Source organism: Acinetobacter sp. YH01009 (genome assembly GCF_013420765.1).
In the GTDB taxonomy this organism is placed as follows: Bacteria; Pseudomonadota; Gammaproteobacteria; order Pseudomonadales; family Moraxellaceae; genus Acinetobacter; species Acinetobacter amyesii.
In genome coordinates this window covers 24,123-44,208 of the sequence record NZ_VOYE01000020.1, presented here as the reverse complement: position 1 = coordinate 44,208, position 20,086 = coordinate 24,123, and the positions used below count along the sequence as shown (strand labels likewise).

Annotated in this window: 22 protein-coding genes; 10 read left to right on the top strand and 12 right to left on the bottom strand. The window is 41.7% G+C overall.

All coding sequences use genetic code 11. The annotated features are described in order from the left end of the window. Positions 1–15: 15 nt before the first annotated feature. Positions 16–528, bottom strand: a complete 513-nt coding sequence (gene purE / locus FTT76_RS15700) for a 5-(carboxyamino)imidazole ribonucleotide mutase (RefSeq protein WP_078189531.1) — start codon at positions 526–528, stop codon at positions 16–18. 216 nt (positions 529–744) lie between these two features. Here purE and FTT76_RS15695 point away from each other — a divergent pair, with 216 nt between their 5' ends. Continuing rightward, positions 745–1,194 (top strand): hypothetical protein, encoded by a 450-nt coding sequence (locus FTT76_RS15695; protein ID WP_180190624.1) that lies wholly within the window; start codon positions 745–747, stop codon positions 1,192–1,194. Positions 1,195–1,219: 25 nt separating this feature from the next. On the opposite strand, the gene FTT76_RS15690 is transcribed toward FTT76_RS15695, so the two are convergent. Then, positions 1,220–1,558 (bottom strand): DMT family protein, encoded by a 339-nt coding sequence (locus FTT76_RS15690; protein ID WP_180050955.1) that lies wholly within the window; start codon positions 1,556–1,558, stop codon positions 1,220–1,222. Between the two features lie 274 nt (positions 1,559–1,832). On the opposite strand from FTT76_RS15690, the gene mpl reads away from it, so the two are divergent. After that, on the top strand, positions 1,833–3,197 hold the full coding sequence (gene mpl / locus FTT76_RS15685; RefSeq protein WP_180022934.1) for a UDP-N-acetylmuramate:L-alanyl-gamma-D-glutamyl-meso-diaminopimelate ligase: 1,365 nt from the start codon (positions 1,833–1,835) through the stop codon (positions 3,195–3,197). Between the two features lie 61 nt (positions 3,198–3,258). Here the strand turns inward: mpl and FTT76_RS15680 are convergent, their stop codons facing one another. From FTT76_RS15680 to FTT76_RS15670, 3 genes are all read right to left on the bottom strand, one after another. Further along, the gene (locus tag FTT76_RS15680; RefSeq protein ID WP_180050952.1) at positions 3,259–3,729 is read right to left on the bottom strand and encodes a BLUF domain-containing protein; all 471 of its coding nucleotides are present in this window, start codon (positions 3,727–3,729) and stop codon (positions 3,259–3,261) included. A gap of 601 nt (positions 3,730–4,330) precedes the next feature. Further along, positions 4,331–4,657, bottom strand: coding sequence for a GNAT family N-acetyltransferase (locus FTT76_RS15675; RefSeq protein WP_257224328.1), 327 nt, complete (start codon positions 4,655–4,657; stop codon positions 4,331–4,333). 316 nt (positions 4,658–4,973) lie between these two features. Next, positions 4,974–5,279, bottom strand: coding sequence for a GNAT family N-acetyltransferase (locus tag FTT76_RS15670; protein WP_347269446.1), 306 nt, complete (start codon positions 5,277–5,279; stop codon positions 4,974–4,976). Between the two features lie 132 nt (positions 5,280–5,411). Between FTT76_RS15670 and FTT76_RS15665 the strand changes: the two genes are divergently transcribed. Next, positions 5,412–6,605, top strand: a complete 1,194-nt coding sequence (locus tag FTT76_RS15665; RefSeq protein ID WP_180050946.1) for a sugar transporter — start codon at positions 5,412–5,414, stop codon at positions 6,603–6,605. A 302-nt stretch (positions 6,606–6,907) separates the two neighbouring features. Continuing rightward, positions 6,908–7,873, top strand: coding sequence for a TerC family protein (locus FTT76_RS15660; RefSeq protein ID WP_180050943.1), 966 nt, complete (start codon positions 6,908–6,910; stop codon positions 7,871–7,873). Between the two features lie 64 nt (positions 7,874–7,937). On the opposite strand, the gene FTT76_RS15655 is transcribed toward FTT76_RS15660, so the two are convergent. Continuing rightward, a complete protein-coding gene (locus tag FTT76_RS15655; RefSeq protein ID WP_257224327.1) occupies positions 7,938–8,510 on the bottom strand; it encodes a nucleotidyltransferase family protein in 573 nt (190 codons plus the stop codon). A 272-nt stretch (positions 8,511–8,782) separates the two neighbouring features. On the opposite strand from FTT76_RS15655, the gene guaD reads away from it, so the two are divergent. The 3 genes from guaD to FTT76_RS15640 all read left to right on the top strand — a co-directional run bounded on the left by guaD (position 8,783) and on the right by FTT76_RS15640 (position 11,289). Further along, positions 8,783–10,099: a guanine deaminase gene (gene guaD / locus FTT76_RS15650; protein ID WP_180050937.1), complete on the top strand. Its 1,317-nt coding sequence runs from the start codon at positions 8,783–8,785 to the stop codon at positions 10,097–10,099. 224 nt (positions 10,100–10,323) lie between these two features. After that, the gene (hpt, locus tag FTT76_RS15645; RefSeq protein WP_078194457.1) at positions 10,324–10,851 is read left to right on the top strand and encodes a hypoxanthine phosphoribosyltransferase; all 528 of its coding nucleotides are present in this window, start codon (positions 10,324–10,326) and stop codon (positions 10,849–10,851) included. Between the two features lie 180 nt (positions 10,852–11,031). Further along, entirely contained in the window at positions 11,032–11,289 is a 258-nt protein-coding gene (locus tag FTT76_RS15640; RefSeq protein ID WP_078189516.1) for a GlsB/YeaQ/YmgE family stress response membrane protein, read from the top strand. A gap of 79 nt (positions 11,290–11,368) precedes the next feature. Here FTT76_RS15640 and FTT76_RS15635 read toward each other — a convergent pair whose 3' ends face one another. Together FTT76_RS15635 and dmeF are read right to left on the bottom strand one after the other, a co-directional pair. Beyond that, positions 11,369–12,067 carry a DsbC family protein gene (locus FTT76_RS15635; protein WP_180050972.1) on the bottom strand — a complete coding sequence of 233 codons (699 nt, stop codon included), beginning with the start codon at positions 12,065–12,067 and terminating at the stop codon, positions 11,369–11,371. Positions 12,068–12,183: 116 nt separating this feature from the next. After that, positions 12,184–13,128 carry a CDF family Co(II)/Ni(II) efflux transporter DmeF gene (gene dmeF / locus FTT76_RS15630; RefSeq protein WP_180190623.1) on the bottom strand — a complete coding sequence of 315 codons (945 nt, stop codon included), beginning with the start codon at positions 13,126–13,128 and terminating at the stop codon, positions 12,184–12,186. A gap of 56 nt (positions 13,129–13,184) precedes the next feature. Here dmeF and FTT76_RS15625 point away from each other — a divergent pair, with 56 nt between their 5' ends. The 3 genes from FTT76_RS15625 to FTT76_RS15615 all read left to right on the top strand — a co-directional run bounded on the left by FTT76_RS15625 (position 13,185) and on the right by FTT76_RS15615 (position 16,049). Next, on the top strand, positions 13,185–13,451 hold the full coding sequence (locus FTT76_RS15625) for a metal/formaldehyde-sensitive transcriptional repressor (protein ID WP_078194474.1): 267 nt from the start codon (positions 13,185–13,187) through the stop codon (positions 13,449–13,451). 115 nt (positions 13,452–13,566) lie between these two features. After that, positions 13,567–14,742: an MFS transporter gene (locus FTT76_RS15620; RefSeq protein WP_257224326.1), complete on the top strand. Its 1,176-nt coding sequence runs from the start codon at positions 13,567–13,569 to the stop codon at positions 14,740–14,742. Between the two features lie 128 nt (positions 14,743–14,870). Then, entirely contained in the window at positions 14,871–16,049 is a 1,179-nt protein-coding gene (locus tag FTT76_RS15615; RefSeq protein ID WP_180050929.1) for a hypothetical protein, read from the top strand. Positions 16,050–16,134: 85 nt separating this feature from the next. Here FTT76_RS15615 and mnmE read toward each other — a convergent pair whose 3' ends face one another. The 4 genes from mnmE to rnpA form a co-directional block, all read right to left on the bottom strand. Next, positions 16,135–17,490, bottom strand: coding sequence for a tRNA uridine-5-carboxymethylaminomethyl(34) synthesis GTPase MnmE (gene mnmE, locus FTT76_RS15610; RefSeq protein ID WP_180190622.1), 1,356 nt, complete (start codon positions 17,488–17,490; stop codon positions 16,135–16,137). Positions 17,491–17,582: 92 nt separating this feature from the next. Continuing rightward, on the bottom strand, positions 17,583–19,349 hold the full coding sequence (gene yidC, locus FTT76_RS15605) for a membrane protein insertase YidC (protein ID WP_180022819.1): 1,767 nt from the start codon (positions 19,347–19,349) through the stop codon (positions 17,583–17,585). A 5-nt stretch (positions 19,350–19,354) separates the two neighbouring features. Further along, positions 19,355–19,675: a membrane protein insertion efficiency factor YidD gene (yidD, locus tag FTT76_RS15600; RefSeq protein ID WP_078189510.1), complete on the bottom strand. Its 321-nt coding sequence runs from the start codon at positions 19,673–19,675 to the stop codon at positions 19,355–19,357. A 9-nt stretch (positions 19,676–19,684) separates the two neighbouring features. Continuing rightward, positions 19,685–20,077, bottom strand: coding sequence for a ribonuclease P protein component (rnpA, locus tag FTT76_RS15595; RefSeq protein ID WP_078189509.1), 393 nt, complete (start codon positions 20,075–20,077; stop codon positions 19,685–19,687). Between the last annotated feature and the right edge of the window lie 9 nt (positions 20,078–20,086).

Here is a 20,086-nt window from a genome sequence, read left to right as displayed (position 1 = left end):
AGAAATGCCCCTTAATTAAGCTTGACCCGGAATATTTTTACTCGCCACTTTATCGGTTTGCGCAGCGCGGAAATCTGCAACATTCTTTGCGATTTCAGGACGTGTTAAACCTAAAATTTGTGCCGCCATGATCGCTGCATTGGTTGCACCCGCTGGGCCAATCGCCAAAGTACCAACGGCAATACCTGCGGGCATTTGCACGATAGACAGTAATGAATCCACGCCGTTTAAAATTGATGATTTCACAGGTACGCCAAGTACAGGTAGGTCAGTCTTCGCTGCGCACATGCCAGGCAAATGTGCTGCACCGCCAGCACCGGCAATAATCACTTGAATACCACGATCACGTGCGGTTTCAGCATATTCGAATAATCGATCTGGAGTTCGGTGTGCAGATACAACTTCCGCTTCAAATGGGACGCCAAGCTGTTTGAGCATATTGGCAGTGTTTTCTAGCGTTGCCCAATCCGATTGAGAACCCATGATAATTCCAACGAGAGGAGTGTCTTGTGAAGCGGCCGCATTCATTGCAATGTTTCCAGAGATTAAAGTAAGAGAGAGTAAATCTCGACTAGAGCCAAGCTTTAATAAGAGCCCCATATTATAGACTGAAAATTCATCTCAATAAAATTTAACGGTTGTCTTTAAAGAGAAAACTCCATAATATTTTGATGAAAATATTTTTATTTTTTTCAATTTTATAAAAACTTTTATTAAATCAATATTTATAACAACACTTTAAATATGAAACAGATGTTTATCCTACTTACTCTAGCCCTAAGCTCTCAAAGTTTTGCCCAACTCGTTCAACTCAATACGAACCAATTTGTGAAAGAATTTAACCTTTTACAGCAACAAAAAGACTATAACGGCCAAATTAAGAGTAATGGCTACATCCACGAAAAATTTTTAGTCACTGGCAAATCGATCATTGATAAACGTGAGTCGGTCAAGATGACAGGCTATTACAAAGCAGATAATGGCCGTGATAAAATGTATTCAAGTTCAAAATATCGTGTGTATTGTGATGACCAAAGCTATGTTTTTGCACTCATGGACTTTGAAGCAGACGGTCAAATGACTGTACTGACCAGTGAAAGTGATTATGCCTTTGACTATGAAGATCCCACTCCACGAGACCGTGAGTTTAGTAAAGTCCTCAAAAATGCCTGCAAACACGCCTCACTTAAATGATCAGAGCCATGCAGCATTGGATCAGTTAAGCACTGCGAAACACGAAATAGACACATCCAAAAAGGCATAAACCTGCCCACAAATAGTCCAACTTAAAGGTTTGTTTAAAAAGGAAAATCATAAATGGAACGAAGACCAATAGCGTCACGACTTCTTGTGTGATTTTCATTTGACCCAAAGACCACCCATGTTTGGCCAACAGTCGCGTTGCTGGGATCATAAAACTATATTCGAGTAATGCTATAGCCCATCCAAATAAAATCGCTTGCCAGAGCGGCGCATCATGTAGAAATTTCAGATGTCCATACCAGGCCAAAGTCATAAAACAGTTGGAGATAATCAATAAAAATAGGGCAAGTGACATAAGCAATCAAGATCGCAAAAAATTGCGCTTATTGTACGTTTTTCATCATGATTTCGCGCCTATTTTCCGTGTTTTTATCCTCAAGAAAATTGCGTACATTTGATCAGTTACGTGCTCAATCTTTTTGCACGATCTCATACAAAAAAATCTATCTTTTCGCTAAGACCCTTGCTATGGTTGCTCTCAAATGAAATTAACCTTTTCAACCAAATCTATAATGACAACACCACAATAACAAAGTGATGTGTCGATAAAAGCAGTGGAGTTAGAACGAATGCATCTGCATATCTTGGGTATTTGTGGCACCTTTATGGGTTCATTGGCGCTCTTGGCGCGTGATTTAGGACATAAGGTGACGGGTTCAGACCAAAACGTTTACCCACCAATGTCTACCCAATTGGAAAATGCAGGCATTACCTTAATGCAAGGCTATGACCGTAGCCACCTTCAACCACACCCAGATCTCGTGATTGTCGGCAATGCAATGAAACGTGGCATTGATGCAGTGGAATACATGCTGAACGAAGGCCTGCCTTATATTTCTGGCCCACAGTTCCTTGCAGACCACGTGCTACAAGGTAAACATGTCTTAGGTGTTGCAGGCACCCATGGTAAAACGACAACAACGACCATGCTCGCTTGGGTCCTCGATCAAGCAGGTTTAGAACCAGGCTTTTTGATTGGCGGTGTGCCATTGGGTTTCACTGAGAGTGCACGTTTAGGCGGTGGAAAATACTTCTGTGTAGAAGCCGATGAATACGATTCTGCATTCTTCGACAAACGTTCGAAGTTCGTGCATTATCATCCAAAAACGGCGATTTTAAATAACCTTGAATTTGACCATGCCGATATCTTCGACAACTTGGCGGCGATTCAAAAACAATTCCATCATCTAGTGCGTACTATTCCAAGTGAAGGCCGTATCATTGCGCCCATCACAGAGACAAATATTGATGAAGTCTTGGAAATGGGCTGCTGGACACCTGTAGTGCGTACATCTTTAGATGCCAATGAAAAGTCTGAACTGTACGCAGAACAACTATCGAACGATGGTTCTCACTTCAAAGTATTACAACACGGTGTGGTAAAAGGCGAAGTCAAATGGAATATGACTGGGCAACACAGTGTAGCCAATGCTTTGGCAACCATTGCTGCGGCTGAACATGTCGGTGTTTCGATTGAAACGGCGTGCGAAGCACTTTCAAACTTTGGCGGTGTAAAACGTCGTATGGAGCTTTTGGGCACAATCCGTGGCATTGAAGTGTATGACGACTTTGCACATCACCCAACGGCGATTGATACCACGTTAGAAGGTGCGCGTAAGCGTCTGGGTCAACGTAAGCTTTGGGCGGTAATCGAACCACGTTCTAACACCATGCGCATGGGTAGCCATAAAGATGGCCTTGCACATTCTGCACGCTTAGCGGATGAAGTGATTTGGTATCAACCTGAAGGTTTGGATTGGGATCTACAGCCTGTGATTGAAGCTGCTACGAATAAAGCTGTGGTGGCTCGTTCACTGGATGACATCATTCAAACCATCGTAAGCGAGGCAGGCGAGGGCGATGCTGTGGTGATTATGTCGAATGGCGGTTTTGGTGGTTTACATCAGAAGTTGATCAGTGCATTAAAAGCCTAAACCCACTAGATAAAATAAAAAAAAGCCCGCTGCGCGGGCTTTTTTTTTATTCACACTCAGCTTAAAAATAATGCTGATAGCCTCGGTTTTTATAGCCTAAATCCAGCTTAACCGGCTGTTCAACATTCTCTAATCTTAACAATGTCGTTAAAAACGCCTGAATTTGTTCTAGATTGAGCACGTCGGGTTGAAAGCTTGAATATCCAAAGCGCTGAAACAAACTAGCAATTTCACTATGTCGGTTGACATATTTCATCGACCATTTTGAAAAATCGATTTGATCAATATTTTGATCAGGATAACGCACAATATCCCTATGGCGAGTATCTTTCGCAATATGCTGAAAAAGCTGTTCGAGAGCCGCTTGCTCACCTTGCAGGCATTGGAAGAACCGGCCTTCGGCATAGTACAGCACGCCAAAAATACGCTGTTCGTTATTGAAGCTGCGGGCTCTTACCAAAATATCACTTAAATCTTGTATTAAATCAAATTGTTGTTCTACACGTGTACTGGCATAACAGAGTTGTATCATTGTGTTTATTCTTAAAGTATTTGCACGATTTTAACGTAGAAAGCGCTACAGGATGAGTAAATATTTGTATATTTTTTAATCAAATGTGCTTTTTAACTTACAACACAAAACCAAGATCACGTATACCGATATCACCTTCATTTTTTTAAACTTATACATATTAAAACAATGAAATTATTTCCATTTGAAGATGAATAAAGAGGCCGACCATGCTTAAAAATTTACTCATTTTTTTATCGATCACTTGTGTATATTTTGCTGCCTTGATCATACTGAATAATTTTGGCGTTTCAGATTTTTTTAATGTCGTTATTTGCTCATTTATTTTAGGAATAACACTGCGCACCGTGATTCCTCACTATCTTATTTATTTACTAATGATGATGACCATTGGCAGTATTTATTTCGTGCTGAATGATTTTGCTTTATTAAATATCATGTGTTTAAGCTTGGTTTTAGGAATATTGATCTGCTCGATTTTGTTACAATTGTGGCCACATATCGTCAAAACACCATCAACGGTGTTGAAACTCAAGCTCAATTGAGCACAAAGCAGTTTTTAAATTTTCATACTGATAAAACGCCCGCATCGCGGGCTTTTTTAGGCTTGAACATCGGCTAATGTCTTGTCTCGGCGAAACATCACCTCTACATAAGAACAGGTTGGAATAATTATTAAGTGTTTCTCACGAGCGAATTCCACCAAATGATCCAATAGTACACGAGCAACCCCTTGCCCACGTAAGGAATCATCTACCCACGTGTGATTTGCCACAATGCTGTGTTCATCACGCCATAGATAACTCATTTCTGCGAGGCGTACACCCTCAGCATTTAACTGAAAAAATTCACCTTTTTGACCATTATCTTGATGTTGCATAGTCACTGTTTTTTCTTCCTTTTTATGAAAAAATACACCGTGTAACAAACGAGAAAGTGATTGGTACAGAACTTAAACGACCTATATTCAACTGTAGGTGATAATAAATCCGTACACCTTTCACATTAATTAAAAAACAATTAAATCACACTTGCCGGATATTTTTATTATGGACCTTTATCTTGTCGCTATCTTTGTATTGCTCATTGCTGCAGCATGCTTGGTTGTATCGCTGTATAAATCACGATCTTAATTCAACTTCACAACTAGATTTCAAATAAAACAGCCTGATTGCAATACCATCAGGCTGTTTTTTTTATTTATCCAAATGATTAATTCACATCACGCTATACAATTTAGCGTATTAGCGCAGAACATCACGAATCGATTCATCTTTATCAAATACAGATTTTGCAAAAGGGCAGAGCGGAATAATTTTCACGTTCTTTTCCCGAGCAAAATTCACTGCTGCATCGAGGAGATGTCGTCCAACACCTTGTCCTCGCAAGCTATCACTGACATCGGTATGATCAATAATAAATTTATCATCGCCTGCCCATGAGTAAGTCATCTCTGCCAAACGCTCCCCATCTTGCTCAACAAAGAAAGCTCCTTTTTTTTGATCATCATCTTGTTGTACAAACATCTTAAATTTCCTCCATTTTTTTATAAATTGGCATGTAATGCAGGTCAACTCTGTTGTTTTTGTATTAATTTAAACCGCATGTACAGGGCTTAAATCGGTTCCTGCTTGTGTATAGAGCATAGTAAAATATGCCACTTTTTTTATTTGAAGACACTCATGTCTGCCTCTCCCTCCGAAACGGCTTCTTCTGGCTCTTGGACGGCTGTGATTGCTTTGGCTTTCGCAGCATTTATTTTTAATACCACTGAATTTGTACCTGTCGCGTTGCTCAGCGATATTGGCAAAACCTTTAATTTAGCCGCGACCGATGTCGGCATCATGATTACGCTCTATGCATGGGTGGTTGCGCCGATTTCTTTGCCGATCATGTTATTGACCAAAAATATTGAACGTCACTCGCTCCTGATTTGCTTATTTATGGTGTTTATTGTCAGCCATATTCTGTCGTATTTCGCATGGAGCTTTAATACTTTATTGCTCAGTCGAATTGGCATTGCTTTCTCGCATGCACTTTTTTGGTCCATTACTGCGTCGCTGGCAGTTCGTGTTGCGCCGAAAGGCAAAGAATTTCAGGCCTTGGGTCTTTTGGCCACAGGCACAGCTTTGGCAATGGTTCTCGGTATTCCGTTTGGGCGGATGGTTGGAGAAGCTTATGGTTGGCGAAATACCTTTGCTCTGATTGGCATTGGCGCCAGTATCGTTTGCCTGATTTTAGCCAAAACGCTGCCGATACTGCCGAGTTTGAACTCTGGCTCGCTGAGCAGCCTAAAACAGTTTATTCGCCGTCCAAGCTTAATGATGGTCTTTGCATTAACCATTATCGTAATTAGCGCGCAATTTACCGCATATAGCTATATCGAACCGTTCTCGCTCAACATTGCTGCATTCAGCTCCATGCAAACCACCACGTTGTTATTAATCTTTGGTGCAGCAGGCTTTCTAGGTTCTTATCTCTTTGGAAAATTTGGTGGGAAATATCCCAAAGTTGCGATTCCTTTGAGTACAGCCACACTGGCTTTATCCATGCTGCTGTTGCTTCCTGTTTCTTTCAGTTTTGCAGGTGTAAGTGCAGTGTGCTTATTGTGGGGCATGAGTATCATTGGATTTAGTCTCGCATTACAGTCAAAGACACTACATCTCGCATCCGACGCCACCGATGTCGCCATGGCTATCTATTCAGGACTTTATAATGTCGGGATTGGCGGTGGTGCACTCTTGGGCGGTATCGTCAGCGTTCATTTCGGTTTGAGTTATATTGGTGTGATCGGAGGAATCATCGCCGTGATCGGCACACTTTTAGCCTTAGCGTTAGTACACCGTGGTGATTTTAACCCTCCTGTGGCACATTAAATGAATTCGCAAATTGCCGATTGCACTTTGTACTAAAAACTGTCATGCTTTGCCGCATATTTGGACAGTGTCCAAAACAAAATTTGAACAAGGGGAGTAGCCTCCTCCAAACGTAAACCTTGTTTTACGTGTCAGAATATCGTCATTACACTTTGCAAAAAGTCGGTATCTGAGCATCGCTGCTGCAAATCATTACAGTACGATGTAGGCAAGACCTTGATCATGTTGTCTCAGGCGTTTTATTTCGTCTGGCAACTGGTCGAGGTTTTTTTATGGCTGGTTGTTAGATGTGGAGAATACACATGGAAACGATTGGCTCATTATGGCTATATCTGGCATTTTTCGGTTTAGTCACCATCATGCTACTCATCGACTTTTTAGGCTTTAAAAATAACAAAGGCCAAGAAATCAAAGTCAAAACCGCTGCCTATTGGAGTATTGCATGGGTCTCTGTGGCTACCTTATTCGGTGGTGCACTGTGGCTCTACTTACAGCAAACCGCTGGTGTCGCTGTTGCAAACACCAAAGTCATGGAATATTTCGCTGGTTATCTGCTCGAAAAATCACTCGCAATTGATAACGTTTTTGTCTGGCTCATGATCTTTGCTGCCTTTGCCATTCCACCTGCTTTGCAGCGTAAACTGTTACTCTACGGTGTCCTTGGTGCAATTGTGCTGCGTACCATCTTTATTTTTATTGGGGCATGGTTCGTTCAAGAATTCTCTTGGGTACTGTACATCTTCGGCGCATTCCTAGTGTATACCGGCTTTAAATTCCTTAAGGGTTCAGACGAAGACGACAAAGATATCGAAGATATGGCAATTTTGAAGTGGCTACGTAAACACATGCGTATTACTCCTCAAATGCATGAAGATAAATTCTTCGTTCGTCAAAATGGTGTCTTGTGGGCAACGCCGCTCTTTTTAGTGTTGATCTTGGTTGAAGCTTCGGACGTCATTTTTGCGGTTGACTCAATCCCAGCAATCTTTGCGGTTACCTCTGACCCATTCATTGTACTGACGGCAAACTTGATGGCGATTTTGGGTCTACGTGCCATGTTCTTCCTCTTGTCTGGTGCTGCATCGAAAATGCATTACTTACCATATGGTCTGGGCATTATCCTGGTATTTATTGGCGCTAAGATGCTGTTGCTTGATGTGTTCCACATGCCAATTTGGATTTCACTCGGCTTTATTGTGGTGACCTTAACCATCACCGCGTGGTTATCGATCCGACACAGCAAGAAGTACAATGAAACCATGCTTTAAAACACTTAGATGATTAAAAGCCTTCTTTCGAGAAGGCTTTTTTATTCTGTAATAAAGCCATGAGCTAAGCTTCAGGCGTCATCAAGAGTTTGAGTTTCGGCCAGCGTTGTAAAAATTGTTTTTGCTGCACACGCTGCAAAAAAGTCGCCTGACTGACTAAACGTGGGTTCCAACGGACATTTAACTCAAATAAATCATCTAAACCCAAAGGAGCAATCAGCTGTATTTGTTGTTGATCATCCAATTTAACGGCGATGGCAGTGGCAGTTTCTGGCCACAAAGATAGCGCATGCTCAATCGACTTGAGCGCCTGTATCGGCTCACCATTTTCCAAACGATACCACTGATGTACTGTCGCTTGGTTGGTGACATCCCAATGAATGTGAGGAAAATTCAACTGCATCTGCTGTTGAATTCTTTGACCCTGTGTTCCATCATCATGTTCCGCATAATAAATCACATCCACTTCTGTGCCTTCCAGTACATAGAGTTGTTGATGTCGCTGTGACCAAATCAAATTACGAACCACGCCTGCAGCCAAATAAGCCTGTGTATCTATGGCATACAGGGCATGTAAAATCTGCATGATGCCTTGATGCTGAAGCAGGTTATGCTTTAATTGGTCTGAATAGCTCATGTTCACTAAAGGGTTCATTATCGTTTTTTAAAGGGCGCTCTTGAGATCAATATAGCAAGCGTTGCGACTCATGGTCTTTATTCATTCATCGATGCAATGTATACAGCTCAATGCTTTTGTATTATTCAAATCAAATACAATGAACAAAAAAACAGAATCACTCATAAACAGTTGTTCTATTTTTTAGAACACATTTTCACAATTACTCTAACGGTATTTTGAACCAAATTAAGCTACAATCAATCGAAAAAATTCTAAACTGCAGGTATGTCATGTCTTCTGTTATCGCATCTACAGCGATCCGTGGTCGCTTTCTAGATATTCAGAATACAGTTGCCCAAGCACGTGAAATTCACGACCAAGTGCGCTATTTCGAAGATGGTTTGCTGATTACGCAAGCCGGAAAAATTCAATGGTTCGGTCCATGGTCTGAGGGCCAACACCATCTCCCAGATCAGGTTGAAATACAGCATTATCCTGATCAATTGATAGTTCCGGGTTTCATCGACACCCACATTCATTATCCTCAAACTGAAATGATGGGGGCTTATGGTGAACAGCTACTGGAATGGCTTGATACCTATACCTTCCCAACCGAAATCCAATTTAAAGATCCGGCTTATGCAGAGCAAATTGCACAGTTCTTCGTAAACGAGTTACTCAAAAACGGAACCACAACAGCTCTTGTTTTTTGTACCGTTCATCCTCAATCGGTTGATGCTTTATTTAAGGCTGCAGAACAGCATCAAATGCGCTTAATTGCTGGTAAAGTGATGATGGATCGGCATGCACCTGAAGCGTTATGTGACACCGCGGAGAGTGGCTATAACGACTCCAAAGCACTGATTGAGAAGTGGCATGGCAAGGGCCGTAACCTGTATGCCATCACGCCTCGCTTTGCCCCAACCTCAACGCCTGAACAATTGGCACGGGCAGGGGAGCTAAAAACCGAGTATCCTGATGTTTATGTGCATACACATTTGAGTGAAAATAAAAATGAAATTGCGTGGGTCAAATCATTATTCCCTGAGCAAAACGGCTATTTGGACGTTTATCATCATTATGGTCTGACCGGATCACGTTCCGTGTTTGCGCACTGTGTGCATTTGGAAGATGCTGAATGGGACTGTATGCATCAGACCAACTCTGCCATTGCGTTTTGTCCAACCTCGAATTTGTTCTTAGGCAGTGGTTTATTTCCATTAAAGAAAACATGGGAAAAACAGGTGAAAGTCGGCTTAGGCACAGACATTGGCGCAGGCACATCATTTAACCAACTGCAAACCATCAATGAAGCCTACAAAGTTCAACAACTTCAAGGCGATAAACTATCCGCATTTGAAGCGCTGTACCATGCCACTTTAGGTGGAGCAAAAGCCTTAGATCTAGAGGACAAACTTGGAAACTTTGATTTGGGCAAAGAAGCAGATTTTGTGGTGCTCGATTTAAAAGCCACTGCGCTACAAGCCCTACGTCAACAACATACCAAAAATCTGGAAGATGCTTTATTTGCCCTCATGCTGATGGGTGATGATCGTAATATCCATGCCACCTATGTGTTTGGACAATGTGCGTATGTCAAAGCATAAAACGGCTCGACCGAGACGAAAAACAGCGTTGAAAATTGGACTGATTGCCGTCGCTTGTTTGTGCTTACTCAAGCGTGACAGCACTTCCAAGAAAAACTGATTACATTTTCAACGGCAAAAAAGATGCATCTGCGCGCCAGATGTATTAAAATTGGTTCATCTTTAGAGGTGTTGCAAGTCAACACCTTTTTTATTTTTTGATTTGCTTTTTTAGGTATCTACCCATGTCTGTTCAAATGAGCGTACTGATTTCCACTGAAGAAATTCAAGCTAAAGTGAAAGAGCTTGGCGCAAAAATTGATGCACACTATGCTAACAGCGACAAAGAGTTGGTGTTAATCGGTCTTTTACGCGGTTCTGTTATTTTTATGGCTGACCTTTGCCGCGCAATTTCAAAACCGCATGAACTCGACTTCATGACCGTTTCAAGTTATGGCGGTGGGACCGTATCTACTCGTGATGTAAAAATCTTAAAAGATTTAGATGGCGACATTAAAGATAAAGATGTCTTGGTGGTTGAAGATATTATTGACTCAGGCAATACCTTAAGCAAAGTTTTAGAAATTTTACAGACGCGCAATCCAAATTCAATCGAGCTTTGTACTTTGGTTAGCAAGCCTTCACGTCGTGAGATTGAACTCGAAGTGAAATTTTTAGGTTTTGAAGTCGAAGATAAATTTATCGTAGGTTATGGTCTGGACTATGATCAAAAATATCGTCACATTCCATTTATTGGCGAAATTGGTCTCTAAGCAAGATCAGATACTTAAGAGTGGCCTAAGGCCACTTTTTTTTTACTTTTCTGGCTATTTCAGAACAAAAAAACAACAGTTTTTTGCATGTTTAGGCTGTAGCTCAGCTTAGTTTTGATTAAAGATAAAGATTGAACATGTCGTAAAAAACAAATACATGATAACAAAAGGAGAGTTACTATGTGGTCACTCATTGTTGCGATTGTTGTTGGTTTTATTGCTGGTTTAATTGCACGTGCGATCCATCCTGGAGATGACAAAGCCGGTTTCATCATGACCACCATTCTCGGGATAGCAGGTTCCTTACTTGCGACCTATGGCGGACGTTTATTAGGTCTGTATGGAGAAAATTCTGCTGCAGGATTTATCGCTTCCGTCATTGGTGCGATCATCGTGTTGTTTATCTATAACCTTGTAACGAAAAAAACCCGCGTCTAATTTTTATAGCGCCATTAAAATACCCGCCTGTAGACGGGTATTTTTTTATTTATATTTTATTCATGACGTACAGCTGAAATTATTTGATCTCTTTTAACATCGATTCTAATTCAGCAGCAGGGTAAGCACCGGTTAAGATCGAACCATTGGCAAATACGATTCCCGGTGTACCACTTAGTTTTAAGCTTTTAGCTAATTTTAAATTTCGATCAATGGGGTTTGCACAACTTTTCGCTGACTTCGGTTGAATTCCCTTATTGATTAAATTATCCCAGGCCATAACAGGGTTTGACTCACAAAAAATCTGCTTCGATGGCGCCAACGACTGTGGTTTTATGGCTGTGACAAAAGTATAAATGGTCACATCATTGAGTTTTGCCAGTTCTACTTCAAGCTTCTTACAATATGGGCAATTTGGGTCAGAAAAGATCGCGATTTGGCGCTTCCCATTCCCCCTGACTGTTTTAATCGCATCTTGTAATGGAAGTTTATTCCACTCAGTTTTCTGCTGATCGAGGATCAATTGTTTGGTCAGATTTTTTTGATCTTTTAAACGGATCATAGATCCTGCAATCACATAATCCGCATTTTCACTCAAATACAAAACTTGATCTTCAACAAAACCGCTATATATGCCCGGCATTTCGGTACTTTGAATATTTTCAATTTTTAAACTGGGGTGCTTTTCTACCAAGAGCTTTTGAACCTGTGCCGCATCTGCCAAAGCAAAAGCCGAAAGGGTGGTACTCAACGCCAACGCACATATTTTTTTCAACATAGACCGAACAACTTCAACATTTAATTGATTCAGCATTCTAAGCCTTAACACGTGAAAGTCTTGGGCATTTTTCAGTTCATTACGCAATAGCTACATGCCGTTTCACGTGGAACATATTAAGCTGCATCAGGTGAATTAATTTCAACAGACACATGTACAATTTCTTCATGAATCGACAGCGCTTGACGCACTTCATCTGCACTCAATGCCTGACTTGTTTCTAAAGCCACAATACATGAAAACTGACCTTTACCCACTTTCCATACATGTAAATCAGTTACATCGACGTCGACAGGTAATTGCATTAAAATCTCTCGAATCTCATCAACGACAGGGTGATCCATTTCCGCATCCAGTAATGTTTGTCCTGTTTCTTTCATCAAGCCAATGGCCCACTTACCAACAAGTACCGCACCAACAATCCCCAATAGCGCATCTAAAAATCCCCAGCCCATCCATTTTCCAGCAAATAAAGCCACAATGGCCAACACTGAAGTCACCGCATCAGCAACTACATGCATGGAGGCTGCTTTCTGATTGAGGTCGTGATGATGATCATGCTGCTCCTCATGGCTATGATGGTGATGGTGATGGTGATGGTGATGGTGATGGTCATCATGCAATAACCAAGCACAGATCAAGTTCACCACCAGACCTAAAATCGCAATAGGGATTGCTTCGTTATAATGAATTTGGACCGGGTTGAATAAGCGTTCCACCGAATGAAAAGCCATAAATGCAGCAACGACCATCAATAATATCGCGCTGCTATAGCCCGCTAAAATTTCAATTTTCCAAGTTCCAAAGCTAAAACGAGCGTCTTGGGCATAGTGGCGTGCCGCACGATAGGCAAAATAGGCCAAGCCTAATGCCAACATATGTGAACTCATATGCCAACCATCAGCCAATAATGCCATCGAATTAAAAATCCATCCGCCAATAACTTCTAACAACATCATGACTGCCGTTAAAATAGTGGCAATTAAGATCCGTTTTTGTGCGAGTGGATTACCTTCATCAAATTGATGATGATGAATTCGGATGGATGGGGAAGTTTTCATTAGGTTCTATGCTTAAATATACTCCCCCATAGTATATTTATTTTCGGGAGAAAGTGTTGAGTCATTTACATCAGGACAAAAAGATTTTAAATCGGGTTAAACGTCTACAAGGTCAGGTCAATGCGGTCGAACTGGCTTTACAGCAACCCGAAGCAGGGTGTATCGAGGTTTTACAACAGGTTGCGGCCATCAAGGGTGCAGTGAATGGATTAATGAATGAATTAATCGAAGCACATTTACGCCATCATGTATTGCCTCAAGATGCTGAAATTAATGAAGCAGAACTGGAAGAATTTGTAAAACTGCTTAAACGCTATGGATAAAGTTACAACTGTGATTTGACCATAGAAAACAATCGGCATTAAACTGAGCCCATATTTCCTTCTTTCTCATGCAGCACAATATTGACCCTATTGACTGTACCTCTGCGACTTTAAAATGACCACATCTCCCTCTTGGCGACCATTTATCATGGTGAGCCTTGCACTCTGTATGGGCACTATTGGTACAGCGCTAGCTAGTCCTCTGTATCCCATTTATCAACAACTTTGGGGACTGCTGCCGAGTCATATCACCTATATCTTTGTTGCCTACATGTTTGGTTGCCTAGCGACCTTGCTGTTTTTAGGTCGTACCAGTAATAGTTTTGGTTTTTTAAGAACCCTGCAAATCGGTATGGCGTGCATCATCTTGGGTTTAAGCTTGTCGGTGTTTGCCAGTAATGCGCTGTGGTTATCTATCGGGCGCTTTATTATCGGCATTGCCTCGGGTTTAATTAGTACCTCAGCTATGCTTGGCATGGTCTATACCATTCCTGAACAGCATAAAAATAATGCTCCGCAGCTGAGTTCAATCATAACTGTGATTGGTTTTGGTCTTGGCCCATTTATTGGTGGGGTGATCGCTCAGTTCTCTGAACAGCCTTTAATTACCCCTTATATCCCTGTGATCTTTGGGGGTTTGGCGTGTTTAATAGGGTTATTTTTTATTCGCACACCGAATTTTGAGCCACAGCCTTTTTCAGTGGCACCACATTTGGAATTGCCTGAAAAGCGTGATCATTCACGATTTTATATCGCCGGACTAACTGCCTTTTGTGCCTTTGGCTCTTTTAGCTTATTTGCATCACTCGCACCCTCTTTCGTCAAAGATGCAATCCCATGGCATGGCCCTTTGGTCAGTGGTAGTGCCATTGCAAGTATCTTGCTGGTTTCCGCTGTCGTGCAATTTATGGCGAAATCGATTCCTTCTGCAAAATGTGTCAATGCCGGCTTAATAGTGTTAATACTGAGCTATGCGCTCCTTGCGCTATGTATGACCCAACATTGGAGCGCATTGTTTTTTATTAGCGATGTTTTAGTCGGTGTCGGGCATGGTCTGGGGCTTTTAGGCGCATTTGGCTTAGTTCATCAAATGACCAACAATCAAAACCGTGCTGCGGTGATCTCGACCTATTTATTTATTGGATATCTAGGCACCATTATTCCAATTATTGCAGCCGGCTATTTATCTGATCATTTCGGCTTAATGGTCGGTGTTTTAGGTTTTTGTATTGGCGTAGGCTTATTGTGTATCGGCTTATTGTTTTGGCACCGCAGTCTGAACACCAATTAACCATTGAACTTATTCAAGAAGCATCTTGTATTGGGTGCTTCTTAAACCCAAAAGCAATTAAGAAACCCTATAAAAATCAATCAAATTAAATTAAGATCTTGTGTGATGTGATTCAAAAATTTAAAAAAATGCTAAAAATTCAATGTCAAATTAACACTGCGGAAAATCAAATCATCGCCAGCAGCAAATACGGGAATATTCACTATATTTTACCGTTTGAATCCTTACCGCAATTAGAAACCTATGATTTTATCGTTTGGGGCTTTTTACCCATTGCCATGCGCCTTGGCATCCCGCTGCATGTAGAAGGACCTATTTCAATACAAACCCTCCACTCCGCACGGGAGGTTTCAACGGTCTGGGCCGCTTGGTTACCTGATTTATATCAACCAGTCATGCTCAGTGCTGCATCGATTATCCAAACACCACCGGCAAACCAACCCACTCAAAATTTAAGCTTTTTTAGCGGTGGGATTGACTCCACTTATAGTACATACAAAGCTTTTCTTGAAAATGGGCAAGACTCTGATTGTCTCACTGTGCATGGAATGGATTATAAATTTGATGACCATAAAAAATTTCAGGCCTTAATGGATCAGACCCATGACTTTAGAAGCCAAGTTTTTAAGCAAAGTCGCGTGGTAAAAACCGATGCTTACACGCTGTACAGTAAATATGGCTGTAACCCTAAAGGTTCGCATGTCACACATATCTTTTCGCTGTTTTCCTGCGCTTCGATTTTTGAACATTACCAGCAATATCGAATTTCAGCCGATTACCGTTTAGATCAACAATTATTCGTTCATCCCTATGGCTCAAATACGGCATCCAACCGATTGATGAAGAACCGATCCGGGGTCTTAATCACCCTCGACGATGATGTCACGCGATCACAAAAAACCGCACTTCTAAGCCAATGGGACTTAGATTTACAAACCCTGTCGATCTGTGTGGACTATAGGGCTCGACCAAAAAATTGTGGTCAATGCAGTAAATGTATGCGCACCAAAGCCATGTTTTATGCCACTAGCCCCGAAATTCCCGATATCTTTTTAGATCGTCGCTTTGAAAAACAGTGGTATCAATCCATTCCATTAAGTTCAAAAATTAATCGTGCATTTTTAATTGATATTTTGTCAGCGGTCGAAAAATCCTCGCAACAGCAACAATTTCCAGACTATGCAACACTCAAAGTCAAAGTTGAGGCTGTATCGAAAAGAGCAGCAATCAATCCTTTTTATGGGATGAAAATAAAAGATGTGCTGAGAACAATCTTTAAAATCATTATTGGCTCAAACCCACGCTAAACGATGTAAAAAAAGCACGATGTTTTCGAATATCGTGCTTTGGATGGATCTATCCATAGGTGAAATGAGGAGCTCAATCGTTTTATTACTTGCCAATACAGAATGATCCAAAAATCTTCCCTAGCAAATCATCCGCACTGAAATCGCCGGTAATTTCACCTAAGGCATTTTGCGCCAAACGTAGAGATTCAGCCACCAACTCACCCGCATGATAAACCACCAACTGCTCACGTGCTTCTGCAAGATAGCACTGAGTGCGCTTCATTGCGTCTAAATGGCGTGTTCGAGCAATAAAGGTATCTTCCTCTGGTTGAAAGCCTGCATGCGCTGTAATCGCATCAATAAGCGCTTGAACGCCAGTTTCTTGTTTAGCCGAAACGCGAATATGTCGAAAACCGTTTAAATCGGTCATTTCCGCGGTAGATCCCGTCAAATCGCATTTATTACCAATTAACATCAAACGCTTCGGTTCAATATGATCGGCAAAGTACGCTTGAGCCAATTGTAGTGGATCTTCGCCCTGACTCAAGTCATAGACCAAAAGTAACAAGTCAGCTTGCTCAATTTCTTTAATTGCGCGACGAATCCCTTCTTTTTCGACGATATCACCGGTTTCACGTAAACCTGCGGTATCGGTCAAGGTAATCGGCAAACCATTGAGGCTGATTTTTTCATGTAAAACATCTCGTGTCGTACCGGCAATATCCGTCACAATCGCACGTTCAACACCTGCCAAAGCATTAAGTAGAGAAGACTTACCTGCATTGGGTTTACCGGCAATCACCACTTGTAGACCTTCACGCAGTAGCTGACCTTGACGAGCAGATTGCTGTACAGCATGGACCGAGCTTGCCACTTCATCTAATAAACCCAAAATCTTACCATCCGCCAAAAAGTCGATTTCTTCTTCAGGAAAATCAATCGCTGCTTCCACATGCAAACGCAAATGGATAAGTTTTTCTAGCACCGTATTGACCTTGCTCGAAAAGGCACCTTGTAATGAACGTACCGCAGAACGTGCTGCTGCTTGTGAGGTGGCATCAATCAGGTCGGCAATCGCCTCGGCTTGCACCAAGTCCATTTTGCCATTTTCAAAGGCGCGCATTGAAAATTCGCCCGCTTTTGCAGCAATAGCACCCAATTCAAGTAACCGTGCCAATAATGCATTTTGAATAACGGGGCCGCCATGACCTTGAAGCTCCACCACATCCTCACCCGTAAAGGAGTGCGGATTTGGAAAGCAAATCACCAAACCTTCATCCATGATTTCATTCGATGCATCATAAAACTTACGGAAACCAGCAAAACGTGCTTGTGGTAAGGATTGCTGCGTTAATGCTTCTGCAATGGCATAAGATTTGGGACCAGACAGGCGAATCACGCCGACACCACCACGACCCGGCGGTGTGGCAATTGCTGCGATGGTGGTTCGGTTTAACATAAAATTCACCTAAAAATTTTCAAACGACAGATAAAGAAAAATCCGCCTAAGATTACCATCTTAAGCGGATTTATTCAGCCCATCAGCAATGCTTAGTTTGCTGAGTCAGCCGCTTCACGTTTTAAACGGTCTTTTTCAACAGATTTGTTAATCAAACCTTGTTGAAGAATAGTAATACTGTTGTTACAGATCCAGTAAAGCACAAGGCCTGCAGGGAAGAACAACATAAATACCGTAAAGATCACTGGCATGATTTTGAAGACTTTCGCCTGCATTGGATCAGCCGGTTGTGGGTTCAAACTTTGCTGAATGAACATGGTCAAGCCCATTAATAGCGGCAAAATAAACCATGGATCCATCGCAGATAAATCTTGAATCCAACCTAACCATGGCGCATGACGTAGTTCAACAGACTCCATCAATACCCAGTACAAAGCAAGGAAGATCGGCATTTGGAGCAATAACGGCAAGCAACCTGATAGTGGGTTCACTTGTTCACGTTTATACAATGCCATCATTTCTTGCGAGAAGCGCATACGGTCTTCACCGAACTCTTCTTTCATGCGTTGCATTTCAGGTGCAATCACACGCATTTTCGCCATAGAGCGGTAGCTCTTCGACGACAATGGCCACAAGATCAGTTTCACCAGAATCGTCAATAGAATAATTGACCACCCCCAGTTACCCACTAAACCGTGGAAAAACTCAAGACCGACAAACAATAATTTCGCAATAGGCCATAACCAACCGTAGTCTACAGTTTGGTTTAAACCAACCGCCAATTCTTTTAATTCAGATTGGATTTTTGGACCTGAATAGAACGTTGCATCTACTTCTGCCACAGTTCCTGCAGGAACATTGATTGCAGGTGAAGTGAACTGAATAATGTTCATATCATCGGTAGATTTACGTGACTCAAGTTTCGCAGCATAAGGTTGACCATTGGCTTGCGTTAATTTGATCTGTCCAGGAATCCACGCACTCACGAAGTAATGCTGAACCATTGCAACCCAACCGCCAGTTGCTTCAACATTCAATTTTTCTTCATTGAAGTTAGCAAATTTAAGTTTGTTGTAATGTTCTTCAGGCGAACCCCATGCACCACCAAGGAATGTACCTAAAGTGAAAATACCTTGATCAGATTTACCTGGATCTTCAGAGTTGTCGCGTTTAAGCTGACCAAACATCTGACCTTGCCAGTTCTGAGCACTGCGGTTCACGATTTTATGATTCACGACAACAGGGTATTCACCTTCAGTGAAGTTAAAGGTTTTAATAACCTCTACACCATCTGCTGTTTTATAAACCATTGGTACTGACAAAACTTTTGCTGTTTGGCCATCTTTACCCTTCACAGCTTTTGCGTCATTCAACGTATATGAAGATTTTTCAATCTCATAGGTTGGACGTCCTTTCGGATTGCTGTCAGGGCCATTAAGACCAATTAAGCCAGACTGAGCAACATAAGTCCGTTTCGCATCGCTTTCAAGCATTACAAACGGTTCGTCGCTGTCTTTATTTTTGTCATGATTGAGTAATTCAATACGAACAATATCGCCACCCTTTGGATTAATCCAAAGATGGTAAAGGTCAGTTTGTACTGAAATTAACTGTTGACTAACAGGTGCAGTGGCATCTGTTGTTTGTTGTGTAGCAGCATTATTTGCTTGCGGCACATCAGTAGCAGCCGTAGCTGTCTGGCCATTTGGCAAATCGGCAGATACTTCATGCGTTACCACCGCAGCATTTTGCTGAGGTTTTTGTTCCGCATTTCCATAATCTTTCTGCCAAGCCAAAATGAGCAAATATGCGACAACAAACATGGCCCCTAGAATTGCAATCCTGGCCCATTGTTGCATAGGTATTACCCCAAGTGGTTAGAGTGATTTTGGTTCAATAAACGTTCACGAAAGGGTACAGCAACGTGAAGCGTTTGAGAATCTATTTGCTGAAATGAAATAAAACGAATTGCTTTTGATGGAACAGGATCATAGCCTGAACCGCCCCAAGGATGACAACGGCAAATACGCTGAACAGCTAGACACACTCCACGTACAGCACCATGTTGATGGACTGCTTCCAAAGAATATTGAGAACATGTTGGAATATAACGACAGCGTGGTCCCAATAAAGGACTAATCGCAATCTGATAGAAACGAATGAGCCAATGCAGTAAACGAACCATTGGTCATCTCTACGCTTGTGGGGAGGTAGCTATTTTTTTATGCTTATTTGCAAGGCGCTGCAATTTTTGCCAAGCAAATTGTAATTGCTGATGCAACTCTGCATTCGGTACCGCCTCTATGCCCATTTTTGGCATAACGACAATATCTAATACATTAGACTGCTGTTGATGCAGGCGAAAACTTTCGCGTGCAAGTCGTTTTACTCGATTTCTTTCATGTGCGCGGCGCACTTTTTTCTTAGCAACAACAATACCCAAACGGCTATTCGGCTGTTCGGAGATTTTTGCTAGAAATAAGAAATGGGGTTGATGCACTTTAAAAAGCGCACCATCGAACACACTTTTATAATCGGCAGCACAGTGTATTCGCACATCTGTGCTAAAGCCGTAAAGTGTTGTCATAACACCCAA